The organism is Paenibacillus sp. FSL H7-0331, assembly GCF_001956045.1.
In genome coordinates this window covers 48,910-62,635 of sequence record NZ_MRTH01000019.1, presented here as the reverse complement: position 1 = coordinate 62,635, position 13,726 = coordinate 48,910, and the positions used below count along the sequence as shown (strand labels likewise).

The following is a 13,726-nucleotide window of genomic DNA, read 5'->3' as shown; positions in this document are numbered from 1 at the left end:
TATAATTCAGCAAACTGGTTTCCAGCTTAACGTTAATCATGGCTAAATTAAGGCTAGCGTTTGAGATTACGGCCAACCCGCCACTTACGAACCATATCGATTCTTGGGTCATCGATTTGTATACTCGGGGTGTTATCCAGATGTGAATAATCCCCAAAAGCATAATCATCAGTGCTACAATCAGGTATAATGCTTGTATAGATAAGCTCCTTTCTACATTTTTTTTGGGGTTTATTAGCAAACTTTCAAACATACGCATCCGTATGTTGATGGTTTTTTTATGTCCCTATGAATTGTACGACAACTCCATTAGGGACACGCAAAATCATATATTTTTTAATAGCATCGCAAACATTTTGCCTATATCAAAATTGGTATTAGCCTCAAACCGGGTCATCCATCCTACATAAGTTAAATAAGTAAGTCTGGCCCTGTCTAATGCCTCTAAAGGCGCCAGACCTTGCCTTTGATACAGTATAGCCATAAAATTAATTCTTTGTTCCTCAATATCTACTAAACGAGATGCCACGAAAGGATCGTGATGGGACCAACCATAAATGCCAATCTCAATTTGTTTGTCTCGAGAAATACTGATCTGAAGCAGCTGCTCCAATGAGGAGTTATTTTGCTCCATGCTTTGAATAATTCGTTTAGTTGCATGCTCCTCCCAATAATCCAACATGGAATTCAGCAGTTCCTGTCGGTCCTGAAAGTAGTGGTAAAAACTCCCTTTACTTATTTTCAGCGTCCGAGCTAGTACTTCGACACGTACTTCATGGATTCCAGCTTCAGCTAATTTATTGAGTCCAGCCTTTACCCAGTCTTCCCTTGTTAATTGCATGATTCACCTCTAGATACGGTAGCGTATGTTTTTATAAGGTTACTCTTTCATTTTTATTTTGTCAATAGCGTATGAACCTCTCAACTTTGATTATGGAATTGTTCATTTAATTTCAGTCGCGCAGCAGCTTGATTCGTTACTTGGCTTCTCCTCACAACATGTGGATGTTATTTGAAGGCTGCATACGCCTGTCTCTGGCAAGTCCAATTCTACGCTGCGGGCGGCCACCCAATCTCCGGTTAGACCTGCGACAACAGACCGAACCTGTTCATATCCTGTTGCCAAAAGAAAGGTTGGAGCTCTTCCATAACTTTTTACACCGACGATATACAAGTTTTTCTCAGGCTGACGCAGTTCCTTTTCCCCATGAGGACGAACGGTTCCACAGCTATGCTCATTAGGATCGATCAGGGGAGCGAGCTCTACAACACTTTCAATAGCAGCATCAATATTGATTCTAAGCTCCCTTAAGAAAGCAAAATCCGGTCTGCTACCTGTATTGCTAATAATTTCGTCTACGCCTACGATCTTATCGGCCTTTCCAGCTCCTATGACGTTAATCTGTCCATTCTCTAATTCAAAATTCCTGATATGAAACGGAGTCACGACATCAACAAATCCTTCATCCACCATTTTTTGTATGCGTGTCCCAAGGTCACCGCGGGCGGGGAGACTATCGTTATCTTGACCACCGTAAGCTTCTGTAACACTTTGTTTTCGCATCACCCAGGTGATATGCGTTCGCGGCTCCTCTATCTTTAAAACCTGAAGCTCCAGCAAGGTATTAATAGCAGAATGGCCTCCTCCTACTACAAGGACATGTTTGCCTACATAACGCTGCTTGTGCGATCCGAGAATATCAGGTATTCCATAAAAAAAATGCGCAGCGTTCGACTTTTCTGATTCGGTCCAGACTCCATCGGAGAGTGACGGATTCGGATGATCCCAGGTACCCGTGGCGTCGATAATAGCCCTTGCCTCAAATTGCTTAGGTTCTCCATCGATCTCCACATACACGGAAAATGGCAATTCATCACGGCCGCTTGTTTTTATTTTACTTAAGCCTTTCCTGCTAATGGCTTTAACGTTTGAATGATACCAAATATGATTTTTAATCTCGGGTATCTCTGCAAGTGGTGCTAAATAGGTCTCTACCAATTGTTGTCCCGTCGGAAGTCCAGCGTCGTCCGGGGCTTTCCAGCCATTCGATTCGAGAAGTTTTCTTGCGGCCTTATCCACGTTGTACTGCCAGGGTGAGAATAAACGAACATGCCCCCATTTTAAGATATTGGAGCCTACGGCAGCCCCTGCTTCAAATATCACAAAAGACTCACCTCGTAAGGATAAATGAGCCGCAGCTGCCAAACCCACTGGTCCCCCACCAATAATCGCAACTGGCAATGACTGCTCCGTATGCTGATTCCCCTTAACAATATCTCCTCCACAACAAGTCGCCTTCCCATTGTCCTGCTTGTTAGTTTCATAAAAGTTCATAATGATTCCTCCCAATTTTTATTTGCATTTTGCAAGTATTAACGAAAAAAATTACCCCAAAGGGGTTGTGCAGCATTGGCTGGATTTAGCCATGGCATCATTTAAAAGCTGGATCGAGCGAATGACGGTTTCTTTTTCAAAATCGTTCATGTGTGAAAAAACTTCATTCAGATAGGCATTCATCTGTTGGTCAATCGTCGTTGCTACGTATTTACCTTCTGTCGTTAATGAAAGAACATATACCCTTCTGTCGTCAGGATCGGGTAACTTTTTTACTAGATTCATTTTGATTAATACTTGAATCTGGCGACTAAAGGTCGTAATGTCGGTTCCCAAAGCCTCTGCTATCTGCTGGATGGATGGCTTATGCTGATGGTCAATCTCATACAGGATGTGACTTTGAACTAATGAAATATCAAAACCACCGGCAGTACAGCAATTTTTATTGAGAAAACCAAAACGACGTGTCATGATTTGAAATAGTTCGCGAGTATTATCCATGGCAGCTCACCTCATGAATTAGTTATACAATATATATTTGCATTTTGCAAGTATTTAATTCCCCCTCAACCCTCGGGTTAAGGGGATTCTGAACATTCTCACATTCTATTCAATGAACTCATCCTCGAGTGTTCCATGAACAAGGACAACTTCGTTGACGTCAAACTTATTTCCGTCCAAATCAAAAAATACAAAGTTGAAGCCGCAACTACCACGGTCATGAAGCTGTTCAATTCTTACGCCACTGGATTTCAGGTGGTCATGAAGCACTTCTATGCCACTCACCTCAAAGGTGAACCTGAACATTTCATTACCCAACTTATTAGGGAATTGGCTATAGATCTCACCCTCTGTTTCGACCAAGTGCAGCCATTGTCCATCAGAAAGCTTCATAATTGCTTGAGCTTCTGCAGGATTGAAAGGTACTGCATATTCCAATCCAAAATGTTGCTGCCACCATTGAGCTGACTTGATCGGGTTGCTAGCAGGCACATATACCGAACATATCCCCTTCAATGCAGTTCCTTGAAATACATTTGAAATTTGTGACATCCACATCATCCCTTCGATTGTTTATTCGTTCTAGCTTAGGATCAAACATCTTGTGTCACATCAACGGTATCCCTTGAGATCGCTTGTAATCATCATGCTACATTGGAATAATATGGGTTTATATGATCCTAATATGTATTCTATGACGAAGTGCTATTTCCTTTAATACATTCCTTTTCCAACAACAAAAAAAGCCGCAATTTAAGCGACTTTTCTTCCATTTCATCAATTTTCCCTTCCCCAATCCTCATGGGCACATAATTTCTGACGTATGATCCGACAAATCTAATCCTGCCTTTGTAAAATCCCTTGCAAGATCACCTCTAGCCCCCAACGAAACCGCTCTCCCGAGGAGAGTAGCTCGTCCCTCAAATTGGCAATCATCGGATATCGCATAACATCCAACGATTCATAAGAGGTTAAAATTGTATTCAGCGTTGTCCCTTTCTGATCACGGGAAGCTTGTTCGAATGCAACTGAAGTCGCATAGAGAAGTAATAAATCCACTCCCCATGCTGCGGACGTGGAACGAATTCCTCCTTCATACAACCGTCCAAGGATATACTCCATGAGCGCTAACGAGTGTGGTCCTACGGGAATCGTCGTTAGAGCGAGCTCGGCAATACCCGGAGATTCATATAGAACCGTTAGATACGAGTTCAGAGCATCGAACAGATTCGTTTTCCAGGATCCATCTTGAGCATCCGGCAATACGACTTTATCCAGCCCATAGTCCAACACATAAGCGCTTAGCTCCTGGAGGTTCGTGACATACACATATAGCGAAGAGGGACCTGTATCCAATGCTTTGGCGATTTTACGCATGCTCAGCCCGGACGAGCCTTCGTTCTTCAGTAATTCCAAGGCTGTCTTCACAATAAGATCTTTGCTGAGCGGCTCCTTGGCTGGCCGCGAACGACGACTGATTACGGTTCGATTTGAATTATTCATAATTCCCTTATAACATGTTCGTTTGAAATAGTAAACCATCAGCTGAAAGTTTCAATGATGATATTGGTACTAAACCCTGCATTTGTATGTAATAATTAATTTGTATTCGTGTACCGGTTTATTATTAGGAGAGATATGTGAATCGGGATGGGTTGAAATAATTTGACTTCAATGAACAACACAATTAAAATTAGCTTAGTCAAACACTCATAAACCGTTATACTAAAACTAAGTTTTCCATACTTTTTCATTAGGAGTTCACACTATGAAACAGAAATCGACCATCTCGGATGTGGCCAAGTTAGCTGGTGTTTCCAAATCAGCTGTTTCTAAATATTTGAACAATATTCCGTATGTATCGGATGAAACACGCAAGCGTATTGAACAAGCGATTAAGGAATTGGATTATTACCCTAATAATTTCGCGAGAGCTCTGGTCCATAACTCGATTAAGCTGATTGGCTTGGTAATCTCCAATATTCATATCATGATTAATACCGAATTGATTAAATCCATTGAGGAAGAAGCCAATCAACTTGGTTATAACATTGTATTAGTTACTACGAATGATAATGAAGCGAACGATGAGCGCCTGTTGGAAATTTTAAAAGACCGGTTTCAGCATCTGGATGGTTTGATTCTCGCCAATGCAAGAGAAAACCGACTGAATCTGGAAGCATTAAAACGATCTTTTGAGCACATTGTTATGGTTCATCGTCATGTTCCTACGGATTTTATTGATTATGTGGTCGTGGATAATTACACGGGTGGGAAACTGGCTGCCGAGTATTTGGTAAGGTTAGGTCACAAGCAAATTGGTATGATCCAGGGGCAAGAGGACATCTATCCGACTCGTGAAAGAGCACGCGGGTTCATTGAAGTGTTGCAGAAATATGAACTGTATAATCCAGAGTATATTATAGAGGGTGGAAAAACACTTGAGGATGGATACCGCGCTGCAGAAAAAATTATGCTATCGAATCATAAACCGACCGCAATCTTTGCGATAAGCGACGTGCTCGCTTTTGGCTTATTAGATGCCGCACGTGAGTATGGTTGGAAAATCCCCGAGGAAATATCACTCATCGGCTTTGACAATTTATTCTTCTGCAAATTGGCCAGAGTCCCTCTCACAACAATTGATTCTCGAATCAAAGAGCTCGGAACTCAAGCCGTGCAATTGTTGGTACAAAAAATTGAGGGCCAAATAGCAAAAGAAACGCTGCAGCAAGTGATGCTGGCTCCATCGTTAGTTTCGCGGGAATCCTGCAAAGAAATTTCACATCAATAAAAAGTCGGAACCAGGCTTTCCGAGAAAGTATCCTGGTTCCGACTTAACGGTAGATGCTATTCAATTATCAAAATTTATCGATGTTTAAAATTCGCCGAGCGTTTACCGTAAAATGCAGCAATGCCTTCATGAATATCCTCACTTTTAAAGACGATTTCGCTCAGCTCTAACGATTTGGATTGTCCTGCGGCCGTTCCGGCCAGTAAACCATGATCTACTGCTTGTTTGATGCATTTCATAGCTACACCGGATCTTAGGGAAATCGTTAAAGCAAGCTCCATAGCTGCTTCCAGAGCCTTCCCCTCTGGAGCGATTCGGTTAATCAACCCTATACGAAAAGCCGTCTCTGCATCAATGGAATCCCCGATATACATCAGCTCTTTGGCCCTTGCCTCACCAATCAATTGGGGCAATCTTTGCGTTCCTCCGCTCCCAGGAAATACGCCCAATTTACATTCTGGAAATCCAATTTGAGTCTGTTCCTCCATCACTCTGATATCGCAGCATAAAGCCAGTTCAGCACCTCCGCCCAAGGCTATTCCGTTGATAGCCGCAATGGTAGGGATCGGCAGCTTATCCAGCATATCGTATACGTAATTTTCGATGGCTAATTTGTCAACGATCACGGTACCTGCCTTAACCAAATCAGCAAATTCTTTGATGTTCGCCCCCGCACAAAACGCCCTGTTTCCTTCACCGGTAACGATAACAACGCGAATTTGGGGATCGGACTCGATTTGTTTTAAAACTTGCGCAAGCTGAAGCGTCAGCTCTCTTGATACCACATTTAATGGAGGATTGGATAATTGAATAACGGCTATGCCATTGGACTCCCGAATTAGCTTTATCGTATCACTCATCGATTATCTTGCCTCTTTTCCTTTTAATTCGTCTTTTAAATTCATCAGATTCGCGTTGAAAATTCGAGCATCCATCAAGGGTACCTCAGACGGTACGATAACTGGAAAATCGATTTTATCAAGAACATCACGCTGAATATCCACTCCCGGTGCGATCTCCTTCAGCATGATTCCATCCGGCGTCAAATCAAATACGGCTCGTTCTGTAATATATTTCGCTGTTTGTTGGCGCTCCAAGGCATACCCGCCGGACCATGTAATTTGCTCTACATCTTGAATGAATTTTTTAATGGAACCATCCTGATGGATGACCATTTTACCGTCTTCAATTCGAACATCGCTTTTTCCCGCTGTTAATGTACCTAAGAAAAATACTTTTTTGGCATTTTGGGTGATATTAATAAAACCTCCTGGGCCAACAATTTTGTTGCCGAACCGGCTGACATTGACATTCCCATGCCGATCGACTTCCGCAAATGATAGAAATGCCAAATCCAGACCACCGCTGTCGTAAAAATCGAATTGGTATGGTTGATCGATCATAGCCTCATAATTGGTCGCAGCTCCAGCGTCATTCCCCAAAGCAGGTATACCTCCAATTAAGCCTTGCTCGACGGTTAAAGTAAGATCGTTATAAAATCCTTCTTCAGCTGCAACCAAGGATATTCCGTTCGCAACGCCAAAACCCAGATTCACAACAGCATCCTTAAACAATTCCATGGCTGCCCGACGGGCAATGATCTTTCTTGAATCAAGAAGAAGAACTGCTATTTCACTATCCAGCTTATGAATGTATCCGGCATAGGCTGGGTCAAATTTCGTGACATATGTTTGCCAAGGTTCTTTGTCAACCACAATATAATCGACAAGAATGCCGGGAACTTTAACCTGCTTCCCCTGTAAGGTGCCATTTTTGGTGAGACGTTCCACTTGAGCTATCACTATTCCGCCCGTCCGACGCGCAGCCGTAGCTATGGATAGATTTTCACCGAATACGGCCTCGTGTTCCATTGTCAGGTTACCCTTTTCATCAGCTGTTGTAGCCCGAATAAAAGCAACATCGATCTTGATGGGTTTGTACCGTAAATATTCTTTGTTATCAATTTCAAGAACCTCCACTAAATCCGGACCTCGTTTGCTCCCCTGCTGTCCACCTTGCAAGCGAGGATCGATAAAAGTATGCAGTCCAGTTGTCGTAATTAATCCCGGACGTCCGCCTGCCATTTCCCTGGTCAATTGAGAAAGAACTCCCTGTGGGAATGTGTACGACTCGATTTCGCCCGATAATGCCATATCTGCAATCCGGGGACTATTGGTTAGCGTGCCGCATATTGAGCGTTTAATTAATCCCGAGTGCGCCAATCGATTCATTCCGGCTTCTTTCCAATCGCCTATCCCTACAGCATGGGCACATGTAAGGCTGCGCGGGAAACCAGATTTGACAAAACGGCCCTCAAGCCCTTCAATTAGCTTTTCAGGAACGGCATGACCACCTCCCGATCCCCCAATCCAAAGCGTATCATTGTCTTTAATTAGTGCTGCTGCTTCTTCGGTTTTGATAATTTGAACCATAACCTCCACTCCCTCACCATTTAATTGCAAGTAAATTCTTTATATTCCTTTAAAACATTGCGCATGATAATCAGACGATGAATTTGTGATGTCCCGTCATATATCTGACATATTTTGGCATCTCGCATAAACCTTTCTAAGGGGTATTCCTTGCTGTAACCGTATCCTCCGAAGATCTGAACGGCATTGGTCGTATGCATCATCGCATTGTCGGAGCAAAAATATTTGGCCATAGAAGCCTCTTTGGTATAAGGAATGCCGGCATCTCGATACTGAGCAGCTCGATAGAGTAAAAGTCTTCCCGCTTCAATCTCTGTTGCCATTTCCGCCAGCATAAAACCGACGCCTTGAAAATTTCCAATAGGCTGACCAAATTGTTTGCGATTAGCCGCATAATTCGATGCTAATTCAAAAGCTGCTTGGGAAAGACCTAACGCACACGCAGCTACATCAAGACGAGTACCATCAAGGCCGGACATCATAATTTTAAAGCCTTGGCCTTCTTCACCGAACATATTCTCCTTCGAAATTGTACAATCATCGAAATACACGGAACTGACCGGTACGCCATGCTGTCCCATCATCGATTCTTTGGGACCTACCTTCAATCCCGGCGTCCCTTTTTCAACGATAAAGCAGGTGAGACCATGTACTCCTTTTGTGGGATCGGTTGATGTTAGGACAATCAGCATATCGGACACGGGAGCCAAAGTAATAAAACATTTACTGCCGTTTATGACCCAGTTATCTCCGTTTCTAACCGCACTCGTCTTAATACTCGCTGCATCCGAACCAGAATCCGGTTCCGTGATCGCAAAGCCCCCGATTTGTTTCCCACTGCTTAAAGCAGGAATCCATCGCTGTTTTTGTGCCTTACTACCAAATCGATGAAGAAGGCCAAGATGAAGATGAATAGCGCCTATAACGTTACTGACCGCTGCGCTTGCTCGAGATATCTCCTCATTGCACATCACGGATGCTAAAGTTCCGCAGTCAATCCCTCCTTCTTCTTCGCTGAGCTCCATACTTAAAATACCAAGCTCGCCGGCCTTTTCAACAATGTCAGGGAAAAATTCGTCCTTTTCATCGATTTCTTTGGCACGAGGTGAAATAACCTCTATTGCAAAATGACGGACCATGTCTCGAATTTCTTGATTCGTCTCATCTACTTGAAAATTCATCATACGACACTCCTTTAATAGTTATTAACTAATCATTGCCGGTAAACTCTGCCGATTTAGCGAAAGACATAGTTACATGGTTAAAGCCTGATTGCTTTGCCAGCTCGTGAAGACTCATAGATCGCCTCCAGTATAGTAAAGGTTTTGGCCGCTTCATCACCGGTAACAACAGGTGTGGATTGATTGCGAATGGCCGACAATACATCCTTATATTGTGCTTTCAAGGAAGCAACAGATATGTTCCCATGATCCAAATTCGTCTCACCCTTTAATCCATCGGTTATACTATTCTCCTGATCTAATCTGGAGCTGTAAAAGGAAACTTCATCTCCCACGATGCTGATGGACCCAGAGCTTCCGAATATATCGAGTTGAGATGGATATCCGGGATAAGTACCTGTTGTGGCGCTTATCATCCCATGTGCTCCACTTTTAAATTTCAGGCAGGCTACCGCGGTATCTTCGACTTCAATGTCGGTATGAACAGCTCTGTCCGTATATCCGAACACCGTCTCTACATCCCCCATATACCATAGCATCAAGTCGATGGTATGGATCGCTTGAACGACGAGAACTCCCCCGCCAGCCAAGCTTTTACTTCTGTGCCATGAATCATAATAGGACTTTGGCCTATGCCAATGAACGGTGCAGTTAGCTGTGATAAGCTTGCCAAGCTTTTGCTGGTCGATTTTCTCACGAAGAAATAATGCCGAAGGGTCAAATCGATGCTGGGATACGACAGATAGTTGTGTTCCCTTTTGCTTGCACAAATCTACATACGTTTTTATTTTGTTCACATCGACGCCGACTGGCTTCTCAGCTAAAATATGCTTGCCATGGTTGGCACAAAGCGAAATAAGTTCCTCGTGATAATACGGAGGGGTTAATAACACCACTAGGTTGATGTCAGGATCTGAAACCAAATCGATACTGTTCGGATAAGATTTCGTATTTGTTGATTCAGCAATACGTGCTGCCAACGAAACGTCGCGATCCGTAACGCCTATAAGGTTAAGATCGGGCAATTCCTGAATCGCTTGGATGTGCGCCTTGGAGATGGCACCACAACCTATAAGACCAACACCTATTTTCTCTCCCATACGAATCCCTCTTTCTATTGAAGTATGTTGTACCACCGCAAGGGTGAGCTAACCCTCTATTTTATATTATCTTTTTGCATGATTCGTACGACTCCCGTGCTTTCGAGTTTGTTGATTTGCTCCATCCCATATCCAAGCTCCGTTAATATTTCCTCGGTATGTTCACCTAGCCTTGGGGGCACTCTGGTGACAGCCGGAACCTTACCATCATATTTCACGGGATGTGCTAGAAGCTTCACCTTCCCTGCTCGGGGGTGATCAAAACTGACGAAGGAATCGTTCCATACGACCTGCGGATCGTTCATCACTTTTTCATAAGTGTTGACTTCCGCATACCATACGCCAATCTCATCAAACACTTGTGACCAATAATCGAAACCCTCCTTCTTCAGATGTTCCGCAACTTTGGAGTTAATAAACTCACGTTTTTTGTATTGATCACTCGAAGTCCACTGCAGAAAATCGCTGTCCGAAAAAGCTTTGGATAAATGACTTAATGAATTCATAGATAAACATATATGCCTGTCTGCCGTCTCATAAATGCCGTAAGGCGCTTGATGGAATTTCGTTGCAATACCCGAAGCACTCCGATCATAAAGTGTCGCATTGTTCGCAAAATAATTGATCGGTTCAATTTGCAAGTCAAGAGCTGCGCTGAGCAAGTTGCTTTCCACTTTTTTTCCGATGCCCGTTTTTGTTCTTTCATATAGCGCCGCCAGCACACCCATTGCAGCCAATACAGCAGCATGTTGATCGACGATTGCCGTCCCGACCGGAATAGGTGGGTCACCGCTTCGTCCGCTTAGCATCGCCAATCCGCTCATTGATTGAATTAACAAATCTTGTCCAGGCCTGTCTTTGTAAGGGCCAGAAGATCCAAAACCGGAGCATGAGCAATATACAATGCCCGGGTTGAACTCGGATACCGCTTCATATCCGAACCCCAGCCGATCCATAACGCCTGGTCGAAAATTCTCGACGATCACATCCGTCTGCTTCATTAAATCCCAAATGATCGCTTTGCCTGCTTCATCCTTAAGATCGATACTTAAGCTCCGTTGGTTTCTTCCAGCCAGCAAAAAGAAAACGCTCTCAGAATGAAGAAATGCTTCTGCACCAGCCCATTGTCGCTCAAAGGCACCGTTGACGTTCTCAATTTTAATGACATCTGCACCTAAATCACCTAAAATCTGTACTGCTGACGGGCCCTGAAGAAAGTGAGTGAAACTTAACAATTGAATATCCTTTAGCATGCGCCTCACCTCTATCACACATTTTTGTAACAGGACAGAACGGAATTTATTAGTAAACCGGTACACTATAATAGTGTAGTATTTTACTGTTTTACTGTCAATATTATTCTTTTGAACAATGCTTATAAGGATCTTTCGACAATTTCCGTAATATCCAATGCTTTAACTGTTTTATCAGCTTCTTTGGCTTTGATCCCATCACTAAACATCGTCAGGCAATACGGACAATTTGACCCAATGATCGTCGGGTTCAGCTGAATCGCCTGTTCCGTCCGTTCGATGTTGATACGCTTCCCTTGCTTTTCTTCCAGCCACATCATCCCACCGCCAGCACCGCAGCATAATGCGTCCTGCCGGTTGCGTTCCATTTCAACGATCTCAATCCCGGGAATCCTCCTTAAAATCTCGCGCGGAATATCATAGATATGGTTATAACGCCCAATATAACAAGAATCATGATAAGCAACGATTTCTTTGACTTCCTTGGTAGGTTGGATGCGTCCTTCCTGTAACAGCTTCCAAATAATTTCGGTATGATGAAATATTTCTGCCTTCAAACCAAATTCGGGATACTCATTTTTAAATGTGTTATACGTATGCGGGCATATCGTTACTATCTTTTTGATATCATAGAAACGGAATACTTCAATGTTTTCCTGACATAGCTGCTGGAACAAGAACTCATTACCCATACGTCTGGCCGTGTCCCCGGAATTAACCTCCTCATTACCCAACACAGCGAACTTAATGCCGGCAACATTAAGAATCTTGGCAAACGATTGTGCGATTTTTTGGCTTCTGAGGTCAAAAGAGCCCATGGACCCCACAAAGAATAAATATTCGAATTCGACAACCTCATCGATTATAGGAACCACGATGTCATCTCTTCCTTCTCGCCAACGAATCCTCTCATTCCTGTTAATGCCCCAAGGATTGCTTTGTCGCTCAATGTTTTGGAAGTACCGAGAAGCCTCTGACGGCATTTTCCCTTCAGTAAGCACCAAATATCTGCGCATATCTACAATCTTATCGACATGTTCGTTCGCAACCGGACACTGGTCCTCACAATTGCGACAGGTTGTACATGCCCACAGCTCTTCCTCTGTAATGACATCTCCGATCAGATTTGCTGAAGCATTGCTTTGACTGGGAGCCATACCTGGAATCCATGGATTACGGGAGGTGACCGCGGCTCCTTTGTCCATAAGGTGATCTCTCATTTTCACAATAAGATCCATAGGAGATAACGTCTTACCGGTACCCGAAGCCGGACACATATTCGTACAGCGACCGCACTCTACACAGGCATATAGATCAATAAGCTGATTTTGTCGAAAATCTTCAATTTTCCCAACCCCGTAAACCTCCTGCGTTTCATCCTCAAAGCTAATGGTTGTCAATTGGCCTGCGGGCTTGGTGTCGCGCAAATAAATGTTAACTGGCGCAAAAAACACATGTGCATGTTTGGATTGTGGCACATAAACTGCAAACGCAAGCAGCGTGATCAGATGAACATACCAACATACATAAAACCATGCTGCCGCCGCATGAGTGCTCATGCCTTGAAACAAAGAAGCAATCGCTGATGAGATCGGAGCCGCAAATGCGCCCGAATGTCCTAGCCAAAGTTGTTCAAAGGACAGGCTCATCAAGATGGAGAACATTAAAACCGATAAAAAGATAATGACTATTCCGGATTTGAATGTACGGTTCAATCGCTCCAATTTTTCGATATAACGCCGATAAAAAGCATACAGCGTAGCCAAAAGTACTAGAAAAGTTGTGATTTCCTGAAGGAAACTGAAATAGGGGTGTGTATCTCCCAGCGGATATTCGAACCCTTTGACAAAACCTTTTAGAATCAGCTCCAGAGCTCCAAACTGTAAAATGATAAAGCCATAAAACATAATAACGTGCATCATTCCGCTTTTCTTGTCTTTTAATAATTTCTTTTGTCCGAAAACATTAACGAGCACTTCATGGATACGTTGTGCATAATCTTTTTGTAAATTCGCTGGTTTCCCCAATTTAATAAATGAAACACGACTGTAGATCAAATTCGCGAATATATATAGCGCACAACCTGTTAAAAGGAGGACAACAACAAAGTTGAACAGGGATACCATACGT

The 13,726-nt window shown here is 43.2% G+C and carries 12 protein-coding genes; 1 reads left to right on the top strand and 11 read right to left on the bottom strand.

Annotated features, from left to right (window positions below):
- Nucleotides 1-325 precede the first annotated feature (325 nt).
- The 5 genes from BK127_RS25035 to BK127_RS25015 form a co-directional block, all read right to left on the bottom strand.
- On the bottom strand, nucleotides 326-841 hold the full coding sequence (locus BK127_RS25035; RefSeq protein ID WP_076234260.1) for a TetR/AcrR family transcriptional regulator: 516 nt from the start codon (nucleotides 839-841) through the stop codon (nucleotides 326-328).
- Between the two features lie 102 nt (nucleotides 842-943).
- Nucleotides 944-2,335: an NAD(P)-binding domain-containing protein gene (locus BK127_RS25030; RefSeq protein ID WP_083689561.1), complete on the bottom strand. Its 1,392-nt coding sequence runs from the start codon at nucleotides 2,333-2,335 to the stop codon at nucleotides 944-946.
- Nucleotides 2,336-2,386: 51 nt separating this feature from the next.
- On the bottom strand, nucleotides 2,387-2,836 hold the full coding sequence (locus BK127_RS25025; RefSeq protein ID WP_076234259.1) for a MarR family winged helix-turn-helix transcriptional regulator: 450 nt from the start codon (nucleotides 2,834-2,836) through the stop codon (nucleotides 2,387-2,389).
- 105 nt (nucleotides 2,837-2,941) lie between these two features.
- Nucleotides 2,942-3,388, bottom strand: a complete 447-nt coding sequence (locus BK127_RS25020; protein WP_076234258.1) for a VOC family protein — start codon at nucleotides 3,386-3,388, stop codon at nucleotides 2,942-2,944.
- A gap of 285 nt (nucleotides 3,389-3,673) precedes the next feature.
- On the bottom strand, nucleotides 3,674-4,339 hold the full coding sequence (locus BK127_RS25015; RefSeq protein ID WP_076234257.1) for a TetR/AcrR family transcriptional regulator: 666 nt from the start codon (nucleotides 4,337-4,339) through the stop codon (nucleotides 3,674-3,676).
- Nucleotides 4,340-4,604: 265 nt separating this feature from the next.
- On the opposite strand from BK127_RS25015, the gene BK127_RS25010 reads away from it, so the two are divergent.
- Nucleotides 4,605-5,630 (top strand): LacI family DNA-binding transcriptional regulator, encoded by a 1,026-nt coding sequence (locus BK127_RS25010; protein WP_076234256.1) that lies wholly within the window; start codon nucleotides 4,605-4,607, stop codon nucleotides 5,628-5,630.
- Nucleotides 5,631-5,704: 74 nt separating this feature from the next.
- On the opposite strand, the gene BK127_RS25005 is transcribed toward BK127_RS25010, so the two are convergent.
- The 6 genes from BK127_RS25005 to BK127_RS24980 form a co-directional block, all read right to left on the bottom strand.
- Entirely contained in the window at nucleotides 5,705-6,490 is a 786-nt protein-coding gene (locus tag BK127_RS25005) for an enoyl-CoA hydratase/isomerase family protein (protein WP_076234255.1), read from the bottom strand.
- 3 nt (nucleotides 6,491-6,493) lie between these two features.
- Nucleotides 6,494-8,062 (bottom strand): acyl CoA:acetate/3-ketoacid CoA transferase, encoded by a 1,569-nt coding sequence (locus BK127_RS25000; protein WP_076234254.1) that lies wholly within the window; start codon nucleotides 8,060-8,062, stop codon nucleotides 6,494-6,496.
- Between the two features lie 20 nt (nucleotides 8,063-8,082).
- Entirely contained in the window at nucleotides 8,083-9,243 is a 1,161-nt protein-coding gene (locus BK127_RS24995; RefSeq protein WP_076234253.1) for an acyl-CoA dehydrogenase family protein, read from the bottom strand.
- Between the two features lie 80 nt (nucleotides 9,244-9,323).
- Nucleotides 9,324-10,343, bottom strand: coding sequence for a Gfo/Idh/MocA family protein (locus BK127_RS24990; protein ID WP_076234252.1), 1,020 nt, complete (start codon nucleotides 10,341-10,343; stop codon nucleotides 9,324-9,326).
- A gap of 56 nt (nucleotides 10,344-10,399) precedes the next feature.
- Nucleotides 10,400-11,596: a CaiB/BaiF CoA transferase family protein gene (locus BK127_RS24985; protein ID WP_076234251.1), complete on the bottom strand. Its 1,197-nt coding sequence runs from the start codon at nucleotides 11,594-11,596 to the stop codon at nucleotides 10,400-10,402.
- 122 nt (nucleotides 11,597-11,718) lie between these two features.
- Nucleotides 11,719-13,722, bottom strand: coding sequence for a (Fe-S)-binding protein (locus BK127_RS24980; protein ID WP_076234250.1), 2,004 nt, complete (start codon nucleotides 13,720-13,722; stop codon nucleotides 11,719-11,721).
- Nucleotides 13,723-13,726 lie beyond the last annotated feature (4 nt).

What these genes read in the sequence shown, in the direction of transcription:
- BK127_RS24985 (WP_076234251.1), bottom strand. Translation starts at nt 11,596, where the DNA reads ATGCTAAAGGATATTCAATTGTTAAGTTTCACTCACTTTCTTCAGGGC.
- BK127_RS25000 (WP_076234254.1), bottom strand. Translation starts at nt 8,062, where the DNA reads ATGGTTCAAATTATCAAAACCGAAGAAGCAGCAGCACTAATTAAAGAC.
- BK127_RS24990 (WP_076234252.1), bottom strand. Translation starts at nt 10,343, where the DNA reads ATGGGAGAGAAAATAGGTGTTGGTCTTATAGGTTGTGGTGCCATCTCC.
- BK127_RS25010 (WP_076234256.1), top strand. Translation starts at nt 4,605, where the DNA reads ATGAAACAGAAATCGACCATCTCGGATGTGGCCAAGTTAGCTGGTGTT.
- BK127_RS25020 (WP_076234258.1), bottom strand. Translation starts at nt 3,388, where the DNA reads ATGTCACAAATTTCAAATGTATTTCAAGGAACTGCATTGAAGGGGATA.
- BK127_RS25015 (WP_076234257.1), bottom strand. Translation starts at nt 4,339, where the DNA reads ATGAATAATTCAAATCGAACCGTAATCAGTCGTCGTTCGCGGCCAGCC.
- BK127_RS25025 (WP_076234259.1), bottom strand. Translation starts at nt 2,836, where the DNA reads ATGGATAATACTCGCGAACTATTTCAAATCATGACACGTCGTTTTGGT.
- BK127_RS25030 (WP_083689561.1), bottom strand. Translation starts at nt 2,335, where the DNA reads ATGAACTTTTATGAAACTAACAAGCAGGACAATGGGAAGGCGACTTGT.
- BK127_RS24995 (WP_076234253.1), bottom strand. Translation starts at nt 9,243, where the DNA reads ATGAATTTTCAAGTAGATGAGACGAATCAAGAAATTCGAGACATGGTC.
- BK127_RS25005 (WP_076234255.1), bottom strand. Translation starts at nt 6,490, where the DNA reads ATGAGTGATACGATAAAGCTAATTCGGGAGTCCAATGGCATAGCCGTT.
- BK127_RS24980 (WP_076234250.1), bottom strand. Translation starts at nt 13,722, where the DNA reads ATGGTATCCCTGTTCAACTTTGTTGTTGTCCTCCTTTTAACAGGTTGT.
- BK127_RS25035 (WP_076234260.1), bottom strand. Translation starts at nt 841, where the DNA reads ATGCAATTAACAAGGGAAGACTGGGTAAAGGCTGGACTCAATAAATTA.